Consider the following 18100-nt stretch of genomic DNA (forward strand, 5'->3'; position numbering starts at 1 on the left):
GACCCAGGCGACCGGCGCCCGGCTGGTGCCCATCGCGGTCCGCGACGCCTGGGCCGCCACCGGCTGGGAGAACGGCCGGCTGGGCTACCCGACCGGTGACCCGCAGGCCGTCGCCGGCGGCACCCGTCAGACCTTCCAGGGCGGGACCGTCACGGTCTCGGCCACCGGCCAGGCGACGGTGCAGCTGGACTGAGCCGGCGCCGTCCCCCGGGCCCCGCTGCACGCCGGCGGCCCGGGGGCGGCCCGTGCCCGCCGTTCCGGGTTCGTCCGGGCGTGCGACTGGTGGGACTCCGTTGACCAGTGGGGCTGGCCGGTCCAGCGTGAGACGGACCCGTCCGGCGTGACCACGCCCTCCCCGCCGCGCCGTCCTCGCGCGGGTACCGTCCCCGGCGTGAGTTCGGCCCGTACCGCCCCCACGTCCCTGGCAAAGACACTGTCCGATCTCCAGGTCGGGTGGGGTCAGCGCGAGCTCTGGGGGCACCTCGGCTGGCAGGACATCCGGCAGCGCTACCGCCGTTCCCTGCTGGGCCCGATCTGGATCACGATCAGCATGGCGGTCACCGCCATCGCCCTGGGCATCCTCTACGCAGGGCTGTTCGGCAACTCGCTCGCGGAGCAGCTCCCGTACATCCTCGTCGGGTTCATCGTGTGGGGGTTCATCGCCGGCTGCATCAACGAGGGCTCGGAGGTGTTCATCGCCAACGAGGGCCTGATCAAGCACCTGCCCTCACCGATCAGCGTGCACGTCTACCGGCTGGTGTGGCGCCAGGTCCTGTTCTTCCTGCACAACCTCCTCGTCTACGCGGTGATGCTCCTCGTGTTCCCGCAGCCGCTGACGTGGAGGTCGCTGGCGGCCATCCCGGCCTTCGCGCTCCTAGTCGCGAACGGCGCCTGGGTCGCCCTCCTGGCCGGTATCGTCAGCACCCGCTTCCGGGACCTCACACCGATCACCCAGAGCATCGTCCAGCTGATGTTCTTCATGACGCCGATCGTCTGGATCTACGAGGACTTCCTGAACAACCCCAACCCGACGATCGCCGAACGGGCCCGGCTGGCCGAGTTCAACCCGTTCCTGCACTTCATCGAGATCATCAGGTCGCCGATGCTGGGAGCCGACCAGAACCTGCGACACTGGGTCGTCGTCGGGGTGATCACCGTCGTCGGCTGGGTGATGACGCTCGTGGTCATGCGCAGGTACCGGGCCCGCGTGGCCTACTGGGTCTGACGCGACCACCCCCAGCGCGACAGAAAGGCACCCCGTGGTCAGCATCACGACGCGCGACGCGTCGGTCGACTTCCCGATCTTCGACGCCAAGAGCCGGTCGCTGAAGAAGACCGTGCTGGGACTCGTCGGCGGGAACATCGCCAGTGACGCGAAGGTCCCGGTCATCCAGGCGCTGCACGACGTCACCGTCGACCTGCAGCACGGTGCCCGCGTCGGTCTCGTCGGCCACAACGGCGCCGGCAAGTCCACCCTGCTGCGGCTGCTCGCCGGTATCTACGAGCCGACACGGGGGAGCGCCCTGGTGGAGGGCAAGGTGGCCCCGGTGTTCGACCTCGGGGTCGGCATGGACCCGGAGATCTCCGGCTACGAGAACATCCTCATCCGCGGCCTGTTCCTCGGGATGACCCGGAAGCAGATGGAGGCCCGGGTCGACGACATCGCGGAGTTCACCGAGCTCGGCGACTTCCTGTCGATGCCGCTGCGGACCTACTCGACCGGTATGCGGGTGCGGCTGGCGCTGGGCGTGGTCACCAGCATCGACCCCGAGATCCTGCTGCTCGACGAGGGCATCGGTGCGGTGGACGCCGCCTTCCTCGAGAAGGCCCGCGGGCGGCTGAGCGACCTCGTCGAGCGGGCCGGCCTGCTGGTGTTCGCCTCCCACTCCGACGAGTTCCTCCGCCAGCTGTGCACCAGCGCCATCTGGATGGAGCACGGACAGATCAGGCAGCAGGGATCGCTCAAGGAGGTCCTGCGGGCCTACAAGGGCCCCGACGCGTGGCCCGACGAGGCGCACGGCGCCGCGTGAGCGCTCAGGACCGCACCGACGGCGACCTCGTCGTCGCCGTCATCGTCACGCACCGCCGCCCCCGGCTGCTGCGCGCCAGTCTCGCCGCAGTCGCCGGCCAGACACATCCGGTTAGTGCCGTGGTCGTCGTCGACAACGGCGCCGACCCCGAGACCGAGGCGGTCGTGCGCGAGTGCGCCGTGCCCACGGTCTACCTGCCCTCGCACACCAACCTGGGCGGGGCCGGCGGCTTCGCGCTGGGACTGCTCACCGCGCTCTCCCGGGGGGCCGACTGGGTCTGGTGCGCCGACGACGACGGGCGTCCCGGCAGCTCGGACGCGCTGGCCGTCCTGCTCGAGGAGGCCCGGCGCCGGGACCTGGCGGAGGTCTCCCCGGCGGTGGTCGACGAGGCGGACCCCACCCAGCTCGCCTTCCCGCTGCGGCAGGGCCTGCGCTGGCGCAGGACGGTCGCCGACTTCGCGGCCGGCGAGTTCCTGCCCTCCTACGCGTCACTGTTCAACGGCGCGTTGTTCCGTGCCGGCACCTTCCGCGCGGTCGGCGTCCCGGACCTGCGGCTGTTCATCCGCGGTGACGAGACCGAGATCCACCGCCGGCTCACGCGCTCCGGCCTGCGCTTCGGGACGACGATGCGCGTCACCTACCTGCACCCCCAGGGCGGCGACGAGTTCGTGCCGATCCTGGGTGGGCGCCTCTCTGCCCAGTACCCGGGCGACGCGGCCAAGCGCTACTTCACCTACCGCAACCGCGGCTACCTCATGGCCCAGCCGGGGATGCGCTGGCTGTTCCCGCTCGAGCTGGTCCGGTTCGGCTGGTTCTTCCTCAGCCGCGGCGACCTGCGGGGCCTGCGCGAGTGGCTGTCGCTGACCCGGGCCGGGCGCCGGGAGCGCTTCAGCATGCCCGGGGGGCGCTGAGCCCGCGGGCCACCCCTGCGACGACGAGAGCCGCCGGCGCCCGTGCGGGTGCCGGCGGCTCTCGTCGTCGCAGAGCGGCCGTCAGAGGACGGTGCGCGGGAACGCGGGCTTCGGGTCGAAGCGGATCCCCTCGAGCCACTTCCGGGCCAGCCGGCGGCGCAGCCGCCAGGGCACCCGCCCACCCGCGAGGCCGCGATGGAGCCGCTGGGCGAACCGCAGGGCGGCGAACGGGTCCTCGTGGTGCCAGCGGTAGGAGGCCTCGTTGCGGACGCCGTACTCGAACTTCCACATGTTGCCGTCGTTGACGTCGCCGAAGTTCACACCGCGGTTCACGCCGAGGTCGTGGGTGACCGTGCTGCGCAGGACCTGCACGCCGGGGCCGGCCGCCGTGAGGCGGCGGGTGTACTCCTGGTCGTCGAACCAGATGAAGTACTCCGCCAGCGGCAGCCCGAACTGGGTGAGGGCCCAGCGCGGGAAGAGGACCGACACGAACGAGCACGAGTTGACGAGGACGCTGTGTTCGCCGCGGACCAGGAGCTTGCCCCAGTCCCACGTGGGCTCGGGGTTGTTCATCTCGCAGATCTCGCCATCGGTCCAGCGGACCACCGAGCAGGCGTAGGGCAGCCGCATGCCCATGCTCGCCTCCGCCGAGGCGTGGCCGTCGAGCAGCTCGCGCAGCGCGTCCGGGTCGGCGTAGCAGTCGTCGTCCATGATCCACACGTGGTCGGCGCCGCGCTCGTAGGCGACCGCCATGCCGTGCGCGAAGCCGCCGGCTCCGCCGGAGTTGGTCGCCAGCCGCTCGATGTGCACGGTGGCGCGGCCCTCGAACGCGGTCAGCACGTCCGCGGTGCCGTCGGTCGACGCGTTGTCGACGATGATCACCTGGTCGGCCGGCCGGTCCTGGGCGAGGACCTGCTCGATGACCTTCCCCAGCTTGTCGGCGCGGTTGTACGTGACGATCACCGCGGCCACGTTGGTCGTGGTCACGAGGCCCACCTTTCGTAGAGGTACCGGGTCCAGTCCCGGGCACGGGGGAGGTCGGCGAAGGCGTCGACCTTGCCGCGCTGCTCGACGAGCAGGTGCGCGGCGCGCTCGGCGTCCTCGCAGAGCGAGACGAGCACGTCCTCGGCGGCGCGCAGGAACGGCAGGGGCGCGCGCGGGAGGAGCAGCTCGGGCAGGACCACGGAGGCCTGGGAGCCGACGTCGCTGCTGACGACCAGGACGCCGTGGGCGTCGGCCTCGAAGGAGGTCAGCGTGACGCCCTCGTTGTCCGAGCTGATCACCAGGACGTCGGCCTCGTCGAGCGTCTGGGCGACCGGCTGGTCGGTCCCGCGGAGCTGGACGCTCCCGGCCAGGCCGAGCCGGGCGTGGTCGGCGCGCACCTCGGAGGCGAGCTCGCCGTCCCCGTGCACGATGAACCGGACCCGGTCCCCGAGCCGCGCCCGCAGGCGGGCGGCCAGCCGCAGGAAGAGGTATGGGCGCTTCTGCTGGGTGAAGCGGCCGACGAAGGCCACGGTCATCGGGTCGCCCGCCTTGCGGGTGCTCACCGGTTCGGCGCGCTGGCCCGAAGGGTCGACGGTGAGGTCGGCGAGGGTGGCCAGGCTGACCTTCTCGCGGGGCAGCCCCTGCTGGTCGACCAGGTAGTCCCGCAGCTGCGGGGAGATGACGTGGTGCTGGTCCATGACGTTGGACATCCGCAGCGCGATGTCGACGAAGCCGCCGGTCCGCCACTCGAGCACGTGGAGGGAGTCGACGAGCTCGGTGCCCGGGTACTGGGCCCGGATCCAGGGGAGCCGCTGGTAGAGCCAGGTGCAGTGGTGGACGTGCACGCCGCGGATGTCGAAGCGCTCGAAGAGCTGGCTGAGGACCCGGGACTCGTGCTCGGCGGGGACCGGGTGGGTCAGCGGGATCACCAGCGCGTCGTCGAAGACCGGCCGCGCGATGTCCGGGTGACCCGAGGGGCGGTCGCTGACCACGATCGGGAACAGGCCCGCGGCCCGGGCCATGCCGATGGTCTCGGCGGCCCACTTCTCCGCACCGCCGAGCTCGAGCCAGTGCAGCCCGAACAGGACGGCCTTGGTCGAACCTCGGGAGGAACCGGCGGACGTGACGTCCGCCCGGCCGACGCGCGGGATGGGGCGGGACAGCCGCCGGTTCTCCAGGCGGTCGGTGCGCAGCTGACGCAGGACGTCGAAGACCACGGGGGCCCGCCCGCGGACCACGCTGCGGACGGCGTGCACCCGGCCGGGGGGCAGCTCGAGCCGCATGAGGGACCCTGGCGGGCCGCCCAGGTCGAGGACCACGTCGACGACGCCGGTGGTCGGGACGGGCGTGCCGGTGGCGTGCGCCTCGATGGTGCCCACGACCCGCCGGTCGTCGGCCCACTCGATCCGCTGGGTCCGGTGGTCGGTCAGCGAGGGCAGGTGCGGGCCGTCGGTGCGGAGCACGGTGGCGCGGATTCGCTCACCGGGCCGCGCCAGGCAGTGGAAGGCCAGCCCGCCGTCGAGGAGGCGGGCCTCCCGGGGCGACAACCCGGAGAACCAGTCGGGCTCCTGGAGGATCTCGAAGACCCGGCGGGCGCCGGTCTGGTCGTGCGGGTCGGTCACCGGTCGTGCTCCCCGGGGAGTCGGCCGCCAGGGGCGGGGACGGTCGTGGCGGGCATTCAGTCCTCCAGGCGCCCGTCGAGGGCGCCGCCCTCGGCGAAGAACGGACGGATGCGGTTCTCGAACATCGTCAGCGCCGAGCCGATCGCCATGTGCATGTCCAGGTACTTGTAGGTGCCCAGCCGGCCGCCGAAGAGGACCCGCTTCTCCGCGGCCTCCTTGGCGGCCAGCTCGCGGTAGCGCTCCAACTTGGCGCGGTCCTCGGGCGTGTTGATCGGGTAGTACGGCTCGTCGCCGGTCTCGGCGAAGCGGGAGTACTCGCGGACGACCACGGTCTTGTCGGTGGGGTAGTCGCGCTCGGGGTGGAAGTGCCGGAACTCGTGGATCCGGGTGAAGGGCACGTCCTCGTCGGCGTAGTTCATGACCGAGGTGCCCTGGAAGTCGCCGACCGGCAGGACCTCGGTCTCGAAGTCCAACGTGCGCCAGCCGAGCTCGCCGGCCTCGTAGCCGAAGTACCTGTCGATCGGTCCGGTGAACACCGTCGGGACGTCCGCGGGCAGCTCGTCGCGGACGTCGAAGTAGTCGGTGTCCAGCCGGACCTCGATGTTCGGGTGGTCGGCCATCCGCTGCAGCCAGGCGGTGTAGCCGTCCTTCGGCAGACCCTCGTAGGTGTCGTTGAAGTACCGGTTGTCGAACGTGTACCGCACCGGGAGGCGGGCGATGACCGCGGCGGGCAGCTCGGTCGGGTCGGTCTGCCACTGCTTCTTGGTGTAGCCGCGGATGAAGGCCTCGTACAGCGGGCGGCCGATCAGCGAGATCGCCTTCTCCTCGAGGTTGGCGGCCTCGGCGGTGTCGATCTCGCCGGACTGCTCGGCGACGAGGGCGCGGGCCTCCTCGGGGGAGAAGCTCTTGCCGAAGTACTGGCAGATCGTGGCCAGGTTGATCGGCAGCGAGTACGTCTTGTCCTGGTAGATGCTGAAGACGCGGTGCTGGTAGCCGGTGAACTCGGTGAACTGGTTGACGTACTGCCAGACCCGCTCGTTGGACGTGTGGAACAGGTGCGCGCCGTAGACGTGCACCTCGATGCCGGTCTCCGGCTCGGGCTCGGAGTACGCGTTGCCCCCGATGTGGCTGCGGCGGTCGATGACCAGCACGCGCTTGTCCAACTGGGTGGCGACCCGCTCGGCGACGGTCAGGCCGAAGAACCCGGAACCGACGACGACGAGGTCAGGTCTGGCAGCGGTCACGGGCACCGACGGTACCCGGACGCGCGCCCGCAGCCATCTCGGCGGCACACGCGCCGGGGCCGCCGTGACGGGTGTGACGAACGGGTCCAACCCGGGTCACGCGCACGGTCGGCCGGTCAGCTGACCGGCTCGAGGAAGAGCACCCCCGGCCCGGTCGCCGGTGAGTTCGTGGGCCAGCTCGGGACGCCGGGGGGCACCGGGCCCTGGGTCCAGACCAGCCGGAACTCGACCGGACGCGGCTTGATCCGGCGGTCCAGGCGCGCGAAGTTCCACTCCAGCAGCGTGCGGGCCAGCGGGCCGGCCCCGGCGAGCCGTTGCTCGACCAGCTGCACGGTGATCCCGCGGTCGGAGAACGGGTCCACGAGGGGGCACCTGCAGGCGTAAGCCAGCGTGCCGATCTCCCCGGGGGAGCTCACCGCCCGGTCGCCGACGATCTCGCCGACGGCGGCGCCCACCACGCGGTAGTCCGCCGGGAGCGCCCAGGCGCCGAAGTAGACCGGGCGGTCCCAGGGGACCGGGCGGTTCTCCCACGTGCCCACGAACAGGAACCCGACGGCCAGGGCGAGCGCGACGGGCAGCGCGGTGCCGGCCCGGCGGCCCAGGCGGGGGAGGAGGAGCGAGAGGCCGAGGACACCGGCGAGCCCGAGCGCGACGGTCGAAGGCGCGTAGTACCACTGGTAGGGCGGCACCTCCAGCACCGCATAGGCGCCGAAGTAGGCCAGCCCGCCGACGACGAGCCCGACCAGTGGCCCGGTGCCCGCGGGGCACCGTCGGCGCACCGCGGGGACGAGCAGCGCGACCGCGGTGGCCAGTCCGACGGCGGCGGGCACGAGCGCCAGCGCCAGCGGGAACAGCCCCCTGGCGGCCCACAGGGTCCACAGCCCGTTGGCGAAGGTCTGCTCCCCGAAGGAGCGCTGCAGGGTCTTGATGACGAACGTGTCCGGGATGGCCGACCCGAAGTGCCACCAACTGAAGGCGAACCAGGGCAGCGCCACCGCGACGGCGACGGCCGGTGCCACCCAGAACCGGCGCCGGACGGCGGAGGAGGCCAGGTAGACGGCGGCCACGATCACGCCGAGGTCGAGCCGGGTGAGCACCAGCAGCCCGGCCAGGACGCCGAAGGCCACCGGCCGACCGGCCACGGCTTGCGCGGTGAGCCCGGCGAGCAGCGCCGCGGTCAGCACCACCTCCAGGCCGATGGCCGAGTTGACGAAGGGGTTGGCCATGACCACCGCCAGCGCGGGCAGGCTCCAGGCGCCGGAGCGGCCGAACCGGAGGGCCGTCTCCGCCGACCAGGCGGCCAGCAGGGCAGAGAGGACGACGGTGACGATGCCGAGCGCGACCACCGGCCGGACGTCGCCGGTGACCAGCGAGGTCAGCCAGGTCGCCAGCGCCAGGACGAGGACGTTGAGCGGGGAGGTCGCGCTGTTGGCCTCCTCGCCCGGGATGAGCCCCCAGTGCAGGTCGGTCGCCACGTTCCGGGCGTAGGCCAGCGTGATGTAGGCGTCGTCGATGAGCGCCTCGTGGGTGAGCCAGACGACGGCCGCTCCCACCACGGCGCCGGCCGCCGCCCAGGCCGGCGTCGAGCGACCGGTTCGCCGCGCGGGCGCCGCGGGGGCCGTTCCCACCTCGTGGTCGACGGTCTCCACGCTGCTCGCCATGCGGTGGACTCCCTGTTCGCGCCTGCCGGTCGTCGTCGCGGGCGACCAGGCCCGATCCCCCGCGATGCTACGGGCGCAACTCCGGCCCCGCCCGCCTCCTGCGTCCTCCCCGCCGCCCCCGGACGGCGATGCCGGGCCTCTAGGGTCGACAGCCGTGAACGCATCCCCGGGGAGCCCACCGCTCCGTGTGGTGGCGGTGACGTACTCGCCGGGCGAGGCCCTCGAGGGGTTCGTCGAGTCGCTGGCACAGGCCACCACGCGGCCGGTCGAGGTGGTCCTCGCCGACAACGGCTCGACCGACGGCGCCCCCGAGCGCGCCGCGGCCCGCCACCCGCACGTCCGGCTGCTGCGCACCGGCGGCAACATCGGCTACGGCGCGGCGGTCAACGCCGGGATGGCCGGGCTGACCGAGGGGTACGCCGTCGTCGCCAACCCCGACGTCCGCTTCGACCCCGGCTCGGTTGACGAGCTGCTGGCCGTGGCCGCCCGCTGGCCCCGCGCGGCGACCGTCGGCCCGGCCATCCGGACCCCGGAGGGCGAGCTCTATCCCTCGGCCCGCGACCTGCCGCGGCTGTCCACCGGGGCCGGGCACGCGCTGCTCGGGTGGGCCTGGCCGGGCAACCCGTGGACGGCGCGCTACCGGCGGGAACGCGAGGCGCCCCGCGAGCGGCCGGCCGGCTGGCTGTCGGGCTCCTGCCTGCTGGTCGACGTGGCGGCCTTCTGGTCGGTCGGCGGCTTCGACCCCGGCTACTTCATGTACTTCGAGGACGTCGACCTCGCCGAGCGGCTCACCCGCCGCGGCTGGCTGCACGTCTACGCGCCGACGGCGGTGGTGGAGCACGAGGGCGGGCACGCCACCCGGCGCCAGCCGCACCGCATGCAGCGGGTGCACCACACCAGCGCGCTGCGCTACCTCTCCGGGCAGTACCCGCTGCGCCGCCACGCCCCGCTCCGGCTGGCCCTGCGCGCCGGGCTGGGCGGCCGGATGCTCGTCTCCTACGTCAGCGGCCGGGTGGCCGCCGGCGCCCGCTTCCAGCGCCGCGCCGAGGGTGTCGGCCGGGCGGCGCGCCGCCGCGGGGGGAGCTGAGGTGCGGCACGCGGTCGTCATGGCCGGCGGTTCCGGGACGCGGCTGTGGCCGCTGTCCCGGGGCGGCCGCCCCAAGCAACTGCTCGACGTCGTCGCCGGCGGGGACGGCGGGGCGCACAGCCTGCTGGCCGAGGCCTTCGCCCGGCTGGAGGCGGTGCTGCCCGCCGACCGCATCTGGGTCTGCACCGCCGCGCGCTACGGCGAGCAGGTGCGCGCCGCGCTGCCGCAGCTGCGCCCGGACCGGCTGGTCCTCGAGCCGGTCGCCCGCGACACCGCCAACGCCGTCGGCCTGGCCGCGGCCCTGGTCGCCGACGTCGACCCCGACGCCGAGCTGGCCGTCGTCAGCGCCGACCACGTCATCCGGCCGGTCGAGCGGTTCGCCGCGGCGCTGACCACCGCCTACGACGCCCTCGCCGCGCGGCCCCGCTCGCTGGTCACCCTGGGCATCCGGCCCACCGCCCCGGCCACCGGCTTCGGCTACGTGCAGCGCGGCGCGCCGACCGAGGTGCCCGGGGTCGCCGAGGCGGCGTCCTTCCGCGAGAAGCCCGACCGCGCCACCGCCGAGGCCTACCTCGCCTCGGGGGAGTACCTGTGGAACTCCGGCATGTTCGTCTGGCGGGCCGCGACCGTCCTGCAGGCGCTGGCCGACCACCTGCCCGCCACCGCCGAGGGCCTGGCGCGGGTCGTCGCCGTCCCGGCCGGGCCGCAGCGGGACGCCGTCCTGGCCGAGGTCTTCCCGACACTGCCGAAGATCAGCGTCGACTACGCCGTCCTGGAGCCCGCGGCGGCCGAGCCCGGCCGGGTGCTGGTCGCCGACCTCGACGTCGACTGGCTCGACGTCGGCTCGTGGCCGGCCCTGGCGCAGACGCTGGAGCGCGTGGGGGAGGACGCCGTCTCGGGGCTGGCGGTCACCGTCGACAGCGCCGGCAACATCGTCTTCAGCGACGACCCGGACCACCTGGTGGCCCTCGTCGGCGTCCGCGACAGCGTCGTCGTCCACACCGCCGACGTCACGATGGTCTGCCCGGTGTCCGACGCCGAGCGGGTCAAGCAGCTGCTGGCCGCCGTCGAGGCGAGGCACGGGTCACGCTTCAGCTGAGGGCGCCGATAGCCTCCGGGCCGTGAAGAACTTCGACGTCGCTGCTGTCGTCTCCGGTGGGGCCTCCGGCCTCGGCGCGGCCACCGTCCGGGCGCTGACCGCCCGCGGGGCCGCCGTGACCGTCCTCGACCTGCAGGAGGAGAAGGGGCGGGAGCTCGCCGCCGAGCTCGGCGGGCACACCACCTTCGTGCGCACTGACGTCACCGACGCCGACTCGGTGCAGGCGGCGATCGAGGACGCGTCCGGCAAGGACCGGCCGCTGCGGATCGCGGTCAACTGCGCCGGCATCGGCTGGGCGCAGCGCACCGTCGGCAGGGGCAACGTCCCCCACGACCTCGACCCGTTCGTCCGCACCGTCATGGTCAACCTGGTCGGCACCTTCAACGTGCTGCGGCTGGCGGCCGCCGCGATGGCCGCCACCGAGCCGGAGGAGGGCGGCGAGCGCGGCGTCGTCGTGAACACCGCCTCGATCGCCGCCTACGACGGGCAGATCGGGCAGGTGGCCTACGCGGCGTCCAAGGGCGGCATCGTCGGCATGACCCTGCCGGCGGCGCGCGACCTGTCCAGCGTCGGCGTCCGGGTCTGCACGATCGCCCCCGGGCTCGTGGACACCCCCCTGCTGGGCAGCCTGCCGGAGGAGGCGCGGCAGGCGCTGGCGGCGGGCATACCCTTCCCGAAGCGCCTCGGCCGCCCGGAGGACTTCGCGCAGCTGGCCGTGGACCTCGTCGAGCACGGCTACCTCAACGGCGAGGTGATCCGGATGGACGGCGCGCTGCGGATGGCACCTCGCTGACGAGGTGCTGCTGACGACCGATCCCTCTTCCCCGGGGAGCACCACCTGAGCACCACCACGCTGGACGCCCCGGCGTTCACCGACGTCTGGCGGCCGGACTGGCCGCTGGACCTCCGGCGCACCCTCTTCCCGCACCAGCGCAGCACCGGTGACCCGGCCCTGCGCCACGTCGACGACGGCTGCTGGCGGGTCGTCAGCACGCCCGACGGCCCCGCGACCGTGCACCTCACCGTCTGCGGCGGCGAGGTGCGGGTGTCGGCGTGGGGGCCCGGTGCCGAGCGCGCCGGGGCGGCGGTGCCCGCGTGGCTGGGGGCGGAGGACCGCCCCGAGGAGTTCGACCCGGGCAGTCACCCGCTGCTCGCCCGCGTGCACCGCGCCTCGCCGTGGCTGCGGCTGGGCCGCACCGGGTGCACCTGGGACGCGCTGGTGCCCGCCGTCCTCGAGCAGAAGGTCACCGTCATCGAGGCGCACCGCGTCTGGCGGGCGCTGCTGCGGCTGGCCGGCGAGCCGGCGCCGGGCCCGGCCCCCGAGGGGATGCGCGTACCCCCCACCCCGCAGCGGGTGCTGGCGGTGACCGACTGGGAGTGGCACCGCTGCGGCCTGGACGGCGCCCGCCGCCGGGCGCTGCGGGCCGTGGCGAGCGTCGCCGCCCGGCTGGAGCCGGGGGAGGCCGTGGACTGCCCGGACCTGCGGCGCCGGCTGCAGACGGTGCCCGGCATCGGCGTCTGGACGGCGGCCGAGGTGGTGCAGCGGGTGTTCGGCTGCCCGGACACGGTCAGCTACGGCGACTACCACCTGAAGAACCTGGTCGGCTGGTCGCTGGCCGGCCGCAGGACCGACGACGATGGGATGATGGAGCTGCTCGAGCCCTGGCGGGGGCAGCGCCAGCGCGTCGTCCGGCTGCTGGGCATCGGCGGCAGCCGCCCGCCCAGGCGCGGCCCGCGCAACGCCCCGACGAACTACCGCCGGATCTGAGGCGCCGGGCGGGCGCTCAGAGGACGGGGTCGTCGAGCAGGCGCAGCAGGTAGTCGCCGTAGCCGCTCCTGCCCAGCGGCTCGGCGGCGCGGCGCAGGCCGTCGTCGTCCAGCCAGCCCTGCCGCCAGGCGACCTCCTCGATGCAGCCGATCTTGAGCCCCTGCCGCTCCTCGACCACCGACACGAACTCGGTGGCCTGGCGCAGCGAGGCGAAGGTGCCGGTGTCCAGCCAGGCCGTGCCGCGGTCGAGGACGGTCACGGTGAGCCGGCCCTGGTGCAGGTAGTGCTCGTTGACCGCGGTGATCTCCAGCTCGCCGCGGGCGCTGGGCCGGATGCTGCGCGCCACGTCGACCACCGACGACTCGTAGAAGTACAGCCCCGGGACGGCGTAGGAGCTCTTCGGCGTGGCCGGCTTCTCCTCGATGGAGAGCACGCGGCGGTCGGCGTCGAAGTCCACGACGCCGTAGTCCTGCGGGTTGGCCACGTGGTAGGCGAACACGTGCCCGCCGTCGGGGTCGGGCAGCCGGCCCAGTGCCGTGCCCAGGCCCGCGCCGTAGAAGATGTTGTCGCCGAGCACCAGGGCCACCGACCGGTCGCCGACGAACTCCGCGCCGATGAGGAAGGCCTGGGCCAGTCCCTCGGGCCGTGGCTGGACGGCGTACTCGATGCGCATGCCCAGCCGGGTGCCGTCGCCCAGCAGCGCGCGGAACGCATCCTGGTCGCCGGGCGTGGTGATCACCAGGACCTCGCGGACGCCGGCCATCATCAGCGTCGAGAGCGGGTAGTAGACCATCGGCTTGTCGTAGACCGGCATCAGCTGCTTGCTGACCGCCTGCGTGATCGGGAACAGACGGCTCCCGGTGCCCCCGGCCAGGATGATGCCCCGCATGCCCGGCGACGCTACCGGCGCGGCGGAGCTCAGGACGCAGGCGACCCGAGCCACAACCTGCCGACCAGCGAGCTCCCGCCGGGGGTGCCCACCGGCTCCCAGCGGGTCGTCCAGCCCTCGGCGTGCAGCTGCACGACGACCGCACCGACCAGCGCCCCGAGGTTCAGCGCGGCGGTCGTGGTGGCCCGCTCCGGCAGGTGCACGTCGACCACGCCGTCGCCCTCGCCGCCGTAGCGGATGACCACCGGGAACTCCGGCAGGGCCGCGGTCGCCACCCGGAAGGCGGCGGCGACGGCGTCGAGCTCGCCGTCGCGGGGGACCAGGTCCCCGCCGGGCACCCGCGTGGCCACCAGGTCGCGGCTGCCGTAGGGGAACAGGTCGCCGGGCCCGAGGCGGACCAGCGGCCGGGTGCCGGCGTCCTCGGCCGGCGGGTCGAACGGCAGCCCGCGGACGACGGCCACCGGGATGCCGGCCAGCTTGCCCTTCACCAGGTCCGCGGCAGCGGCCAGCTCGTCGACGAGGGCCACCTGGGTGGTCTCCAGCCGGTTGCCGTGGGCGTCGACCGCGCCGCGGTGGTCGACCAGCGCGGGGATGCCGGCCGAACCGACGGCGACGTCGGTCAGTCCGTCCCGCCAGGTGCGGCCGAAGGTGTCACTGACGATGACCGCGACCTCGACGCCGAGCAGCCCGCGCAGCCGGTCGCGCAGGGCCCGGGCCGAGGCGTCGGCGTCCTCGGGGAGCAGCACCAGCGCGTCGCCGGACACGTTGGAGGCGTCGATCCCGGCCGCCGCGACCACCCAGCCCTGCGGCGTCTCGACGATCTTCAGCGGGCCGCGCCGGGCGACCACGCGCACCGTCTCCGCGTCGATCGCCCGCTGCCGCACGGCCTCCCGGTCCTCACCGGGCGCGACGGGCACCAGCCGGCCCTCGACCTTGGACACCACCTTGGAGGTGACGACGACGACGTCGCCGTCGGCCAGCCAGGGCGCCGCACCGGCCACCGCCGCGGCGAGGTCGTCGCCGGGGGCGAACTCCGGCAGCCCGGCGACCGGGTGGACCGAGATCCCATCCGGGACCCCGGGGGGTGGCGCCCCTGCAGGGCCCCGCCGCGAGCCTGCGAGCGGTGGGGGGCAGGGGGGTCCTTTCTCAGGCACGGGCGGCGTCGAGCGCGGCCCGTGCCATCGCCGCGGTCGCCTCGGGGGAGGACATGAGCAGCGGGACGGCGCGGACGTCGACACCGGGGACGTCGGCGCGGTCGCCGGTGTGCACCAGCCAGGCGTCGAGCAGCCCGCCGGCGGAGCGGGCGCCGTAGTGCCGCCCGACCCCCTCGGCGCTGACCTCGACGCCGAGGACCGGCAGGCAGCGGTCGGCCATCCCGCGCACCACCGCGCCCGAGACGATCGGGGAGACGCCCACGACCTGGCCCCGGGTCGCCAGCAGCGCCTGCCGCAGCCCGGGGACGCCCAGGATGGTGCCGACCGACACCACCGGGTTCGACGGCGCCAGCAGCACCGCGTCGGCGCCGGCGAACGCCTCCACCACCCCGGGGGCCGGCTTCGCGGCGTCCACCCCCACCTGCACGAAGGCGCGGGCCTCGGGCTCGGCGCGGTGCCGCACCCACCACTCCTGGAAGTGCACCGCCTGCTGCCGCCCGGTCCCCGGGTCAGCGACCACGACGTGGGTCTCCACCCGCTGGTCGCTCATCGGCAGCAGCTCCACGCCCGGCTGCCAGCGGTCGGCGAGCGCCGCGGTCACCTGGGACAGCGGGTAGCCGGCGTCGAGCATCCGGGTGCGCACCAGGTGGGTGGCCAGGTCGCGGTCGCCCAGGCCGAACCAGGTCGGCTCGGCCCCGTAGGCGGCCAGCTCCTCCTTGACCGTCCAGCTCTCGCCGGCCCGGCCCCACCCCCGCTCGGGGTCGATGCCGCCGCCGAGGGTGTACATCACGGTGTCGAGGTCCGGGCAGATGCGCAGCCCGTGCACCGTCACGTCGTCCCCGGTGTTGACCACCGCGGTGAGCCGCGCACCGGGCGCGGCCGCGCGGAGTCCGGCCAGGAACCGGGCCCCGCCGACCCCTCCGGCGAGGACGACGATGTGCACGAAAGTCATCGTGCCCGATGGGCACTTGTCCACTGTTCGCCGGGCGTGTCGAGGTGTGCAGCGAGAAGTGACGAACACCGTGTGACTGCCGGGGCTGGTGTGACGTGGCGCTTACACCGGGCGGAGTTGACGCCCCCACAACGACACGCGTGTAATTCCCGCGGTGTCAACGAGTGCCGAGCGGCCCGGGAACGTCCCGTGGAACGCACATCGGGACGGCAGCGAGAGGGGACGCATCGTCATGGCAGAGGTCTCGTGGTTGAGCGACTACGTCAGCGCGTCGGAGCGGACCGCCGACCGCGGCCCGGCGGGCCACGAGCAGGGCTTCGCGGGCCTGTGGAGCATGGGCCTGGCGGCCGAGGCCCAGTCCTGGCAGGAGCGCGCCCTGTGCGCCGAGACCGACCCCGAGGCGTTCTTCCCGGAGAAGGGTGGCTCCACCCGCGAGGCCAAGAAGATCTGCACCGGCTGCGAGGTCAAGGCCGAGTGCCTCGAGTACGCGCTGGCCAACGACGAGCGCTTCGGCATCTGGGGCGGGCTCTCCGAGCGTGAGCGCCGCCGGCTGCGCCGCCGCGCGGGCTGAGAAGGGACCCCCTGCCCCCCGCCGCTCGCAGGCTCGCGGCGGGACCCTGCTGGGGGCCGAGCCGCCCGCACACAGCGCCGTGTGACACCACCCCGAGCTGTTCCCACAGCCGCCGACGGACCCCGTCGGCGGCTGTGGTGTTGTTCGGGGCGTGGCGACCCCGGGTGTGCGCACCGTGAGCGGCCGGACCGGCGTGGTGCGCGAGCTCCGCGCGGCCGGCCCGCTGCTCGCGGCGCTGCACGCCCCGGTGACCGCCCGCCCTCCCTGGCTGACCGCCGCGCTGGCCCTCGTCGCCGGCCCCCGACCCGTCGCCGTCGTGGTCGACCCGCCCGGCGGCACGGGTGCCCCGCGGGCGCTCGCGACCCTGGTCCTGCGCGGCGGCCCGCGGCTCACCGTCACGCTGCTCGGCGACGGCCTGCCGGTGCCCGGCGGCGCGGCCCCGGCCCGACTGCCGGCCCGGGACGACGCCGCTGCCGAGCGGCTGGCGGCCGGCGTGCTGGACCTGCTCGACCGGGTGCGCCGGCCCTGGACGCTGCGGCTGGCCGGGTTGCCCCTGGGCGACCCCACGCTGCGCGCGATCGGCCGGCTGCGGCCCCAGGCGGCGTTCGCCAACGCCCGCAGCGCCCGCCTCGTCGACACCCTCGGCGAGGCCGGTCCGGTGCGCCGCACCCGGGACCCCGCCGAGGTCGAGCGCCGGCTGCCCGAGCTGCTGGCCGCAGAGCCCGACCGCCGGGTCCGCACCGCGCTGCGGGTGGCCACCCGGCTGCACGCCGCGATCGGCCAGGTCGAGCTCGCCACGGTGGCCGACGGCGACCGGCTGCGAGCCGGACTGCTGACGCTGGTCGACGGCGCCGACCGGCGGCCGTGGTGGGCCACCCCGGATGCCGGCCTGCGCACCGAGATGGGCGCGCCGCTGGTCTCGCTCACCCTGCCCGGTGGCGGGCCCGCGGCGCTGCTGCGCCGGCGGTGACGATGAGGGGCGGCCCCGTCCACGGCGCCGCCCCGACCCTGCGCGGCGGCGGGCCGGCGACCCGGCTCAGCCGGCGTACCGGACGGCGTTGAGTCCCGGCTCGTCGACGCTGGCGGCGCGGTCGGTGCCGAGGAACAGCGTGCCCTCGGCGGCCGCCGCGCCGTTGCGGACCGGCCCGGCGGGGGAGACGGTGACCGTCAGGTCGTACCCCCGCCCGGTGTAGGCCGGCGCGCTGCCGATCGGCCGCGTGTAGGTGGGGAAGCGGCCGGTCAGCCGGAGGTCGCGGCCGTCCCTCGTCACGGTGAGGGCAGGAGCGGGCAGGTCGGCGTGCTCGGTCCGCGACCGCACGCAGCCCGCGGCGGCGGGGTCGGTGGGCGGCTCGAGGGCCAGGCAGTTCCAGGTCGGCAGCCGCAGGTGGGCCAGCGCCGTCCGCCCGTCCCCGGCCGCGGTCACGCTCACCGACGGGTAGGCCACCGTCGTCCCCACGGCCTGCCGCTCGACGACGATGCCGCCGAACGCCAGCCGGGCCACCACGCCGTCCTCGCCCAGCGGCACCGACCGGTCGGCCAGCACCCCCGCGCCGCCCTCGCCCGGCAGCGGGTCCACGGGCACGGCAGGCAGCGCCGGGGAGGTGGCCGGGGCCGGGGTGGTGCCCACCGGCGGGGGCGGCGCCACCGGGCCGGGAGCGGGGGTGCGCGGCGGGTCGCCCCCGTCGCGGGTCGCCACCGCCACGCCGGCCAGCGCGGCCACCAGGACCAGCCCGGCCGCCGCCATGCCGGCCAGCGCGCGGCGGCTGCCGCCCGGCGTGCCGGCAGGCTCGCCGCCGACGTCCGCCACGGGTGCGGCGACCGGCGCGGGGAGGGCGCCGGGCGTGCCGGGCGGGCTCTGGAGGAAGCGCGGGAGGTCGTCGTCCGGCCAGCGCGATGCGGGGCGGGCGGGCGCCGCCGGTTCCCGCCTCGGGCGGGGAGGGGACGGGTTCCGCGGCCGGGTCAGCGCCACCGCGGCCAGGCCGGCCAGCGCCAGCAGCGCCAGGGCCAGCACGACCCAGGGGACGGCGGCCGGCGCGGAGGAGTCCATCGCGACAGAGCATCGCAGCCGCCCGGGAGGGCGACCGTGGAGGCGGCCGCCTGCAGGGTCCCACCGCGAGCGCGCGAGCGG

General features: G+C 74.8%; 18 protein-coding genes. 10 read left to right on the forward strand and 8 right to left on the reverse strand.

All coding sequences use genetic code 11. From position 1 onward, the window contains the following. The 4 genes from BMW27_RS14105 to glfT1 form a co-directional block, all read left to right on the forward strand. A partial coding sequence (locus BMW27_RS14105; RefSeq protein ID WP_425431678.1) for an LGFP repeat-containing protein occupies positions 1-193 on the forward strand: 193 nt, incomplete at its 5' end. Between the two features lie 198 nt (positions 194-391). Next, positions 392-1225, forward strand: a complete 834-nt coding sequence (gene wzm / locus BMW27_RS14110; RefSeq protein WP_175486513.1) for a galactan export ABC transporter permease subunit Wzm/RfbD — start codon at positions 392-394, stop codon at positions 1223-1225. 34 nt (positions 1226-1259) lie between these two features. Further along, entirely contained in the window at positions 1260-2030 is a 771-nt protein-coding gene (gene wzt / locus BMW27_RS14115; protein WP_091445192.1) for a galactan export ABC transporter ATP-binding subunit Wzt/RfbE, read from the forward strand. Then, a complete protein-coding gene (glfT1, locus tag BMW27_RS14120; RefSeq protein ID WP_091445194.1) occupies positions 2027-2941 on the forward strand; it encodes a galactofuranosyltransferase GlfT1 in 915 nt (304 codons plus the stop codon). Before wzt ends, glfT1 begins: the two co-directional genes overlap by 4 nt. An 81-nt stretch (positions 2942-3022) precedes the next feature. On the opposite strand, the gene BMW27_RS14125 is transcribed toward glfT1, so the two are convergent. From BMW27_RS14125 to BMW27_RS14140, 4 genes are all read right to left on the reverse strand, one after another. Further along, positions 3023-3928, reverse strand: a complete 906-nt coding sequence (locus BMW27_RS14125) for a glycosyltransferase family 2 protein (protein WP_091445723.1) — start codon at positions 3926-3928, stop codon at positions 3023-3025. Continuing rightward, positions 3925-5547, reverse strand: a complete 1623-nt coding sequence (locus BMW27_RS14130) for a glycosyltransferase (RefSeq protein WP_217638157.1) — start codon at positions 5545-5547, stop codon at positions 3925-3927. The genes BMW27_RS14125 and BMW27_RS14130 overlap by 4 nt, the downstream gene beginning before the upstream one ends. A 56-nt stretch (positions 5548-5603) precedes the next feature. Beyond that, the gene (gene glf / locus BMW27_RS14135) at positions 5604-6791 is read right to left on the reverse strand and encodes a UDP-galactopyranose mutase (RefSeq protein WP_091445726.1); all 1188 of its coding nucleotides are present in this window, start codon (positions 6789-6791) and stop codon (positions 5604-5606) included. Positions 6792-6907: 116 nt separating this feature from the next. Next, positions 6908-8452, reverse strand: coding sequence for a hypothetical protein (locus BMW27_RS14140; protein ID WP_091445197.1), 1545 nt, complete (start codon positions 8450-8452; stop codon positions 6908-6910). 154 nt (positions 8453-8606) lie between these two features. Between BMW27_RS14140 and BMW27_RS14145 the strand changes: the two genes are divergently transcribed. From BMW27_RS14145 to BMW27_RS14160, 4 genes are all read left to right on the forward strand, one after another. Next, positions 8607-9539 (forward strand): glycosyltransferase family 2 protein, encoded by a 933-nt coding sequence (locus BMW27_RS14145; protein ID WP_091445199.1) that lies wholly within the window; start codon positions 8607-8609, stop codon positions 9537-9539. A gap of 1 nt (position 9540) precedes the next feature. Continuing rightward, positions 9541-10638 carry a mannose-1-phosphate guanylyltransferase gene (locus tag BMW27_RS14150; RefSeq protein ID WP_091445728.1) on the forward strand — a complete coding sequence of 366 codons (1098 nt, stop codon included), beginning with the start codon at positions 9541-9543 and terminating at the stop codon, positions 10636-10638. A gap of 22 nt (positions 10639-10660) precedes the next feature. After that, complete coding sequence (locus BMW27_RS14155; protein WP_091445201.1) at positions 10661-11431, forward strand: SDR family NAD(P)-dependent oxidoreductase; 771 nt, start codon at positions 10661-10663, stop codon at positions 11429-11431. A 219-nt stretch (positions 11432-11650) separates the two neighbouring features. Next, positions 11651-12406, forward strand: a complete 756-nt coding sequence (locus BMW27_RS14160; RefSeq protein WP_245743580.1) for a DNA-3-methyladenine glycosylase family protein — start codon at positions 11651-11653, stop codon at positions 12404-12406. Between the two features lie 16 nt (positions 12407-12422). On the opposite strand, the gene rfbA is transcribed toward BMW27_RS14160, so the two are convergent. From rfbA to cofD, 3 genes are read right to left on the reverse strand one after another with little or no spacing between them, the layout of a single operon-like run. Then, positions 12423-13295 (reverse strand): glucose-1-phosphate thymidylyltransferase RfbA, encoded by an 873-nt coding sequence (rfbA, locus tag BMW27_RS14165; protein ID WP_091445730.1) that lies wholly within the window; start codon positions 13293-13295, stop codon positions 12423-12425. Positions 13296-13324: 29 nt separating this feature from the next. Further along, positions 13325-14449, reverse strand: a complete 1125-nt coding sequence (locus tag BMW27_RS14170; protein WP_425431679.1) for a coenzyme F420-0:L-glutamate ligase — start codon at positions 14447-14449, stop codon at positions 13325-13327. Further along, positions 14442-15392 (reverse strand): 2-phospho-L-lactate transferase, encoded by a 951-nt coding sequence (gene cofD, locus BMW27_RS14175; RefSeq protein ID WP_091445204.1) that lies wholly within the window; start codon positions 15390-15392, stop codon positions 14442-14444. Before cofD ends, BMW27_RS14170 begins: the two co-directional genes overlap by 8 nt. A gap of 343 nt (positions 15393-15735) precedes the next feature. Between cofD and BMW27_RS14180 the strand changes: the two genes are divergently transcribed. Continuing rightward, a complete protein-coding gene (locus BMW27_RS14180; protein ID WP_175486529.1) occupies positions 15736-15972 on the forward strand; it encodes a WhiB family transcriptional regulator in 237 nt (78 codons plus the stop codon). 175 nt (positions 15973-16147) lie between these two features. Beyond that, complete coding sequence (locus BMW27_RS14185) at positions 16148-16942, forward strand: hypothetical protein (RefSeq protein WP_091445733.1); 795 nt, start codon at positions 16148-16150, stop codon at positions 16940-16942. Positions 16943-17008: 66 nt separating this feature from the next. Here the strand turns inward: BMW27_RS14185 and BMW27_RS14190 are convergent, their stop codons facing one another. Continuing rightward, complete coding sequence (locus BMW27_RS14190) at positions 17009-18019, reverse strand: hypothetical protein (RefSeq protein ID WP_091445208.1); 1011 nt, start codon at positions 18017-18019, stop codon at positions 17009-17011. Positions 18020-18100 lie beyond the last annotated feature (81 nt).

Origin of the sequence: Geodermatophilus poikilotrophus, assembly GCF_900111455.1 — a bacterium.
Taxonomy (GTDB): Bacteria; Actinomycetota; Actinomycetes; order Mycobacteriales; family Geodermatophilaceae; genus Geodermatophilus; species Geodermatophilus poikilotrophus.